We start from the raw sequence: 446 nt of genomic DNA, 5'->3' as shown, positions 1-446 counted from the left end.
CCTTCAGCGTCGCGGGGTCGTCATCGTCCCGGCCCGCAATCGCCGCCAGCAGCCGGGCCGCGTCGTACACTCTCCCGGTCATCCGACCGTGCGTATCCCGCGTGCTCGAGATTTGCCCGATTCCATCGCGGCTCACACGGCCCACGGTCGGCTTGAGGCCGACCATTCCGTTGATCGATGCCACCGACGGAATGGAGACGACGGGCGCGGTGCGCACCGCCACCCTCGCCAAGACGTCCGCGATGGCCCCGCCCGCCCCCGCACTGCGACGCAACCCCGCCGACTCTCACCCCCTTCCCCCCGCCATATCGCGCACACGCTTTCGACTGCTCCCTCTATTCCCCCATCTTGTGCCCCCTCCCCCCGGGGCCGACTCTTTTACCAGCCCGCTAGTCGGTGCCGGCTGTCCCCCCGCCCCCGCTTCTCGCCTTCCACACAGCCGCCTC

Annotated in this window: 1 protein-coding gene; it reads right to left on the bottom strand. The window is 70.2% G+C overall.

The genetic code is table 11. From position 1 onward, the window contains the following. Positions 1–217, bottom strand: a 217-nt coding sequence (locus A6V37_RS20090) for an amidase family protein (protein ID WP_244174047.1), incomplete at its 3' end; no start/stop codon positions are given. Positions 218–446 lie beyond the last annotated feature (229 nt).

Source organism: Paraburkholderia ginsengiterrae, from assembly GCF_001645125.1.
In the GTDB taxonomy this organism is placed as follows: Bacteria; Pseudomonadota; Gammaproteobacteria; order Burkholderiales; family Burkholderiaceae; genus Paraburkholderia; species Paraburkholderia ginsengiterrae.
The sequence above is the reverse complement of the archived record's forward strand: the minus strand, read 5'-3'. Positions and strand labels throughout refer to the sequence as shown.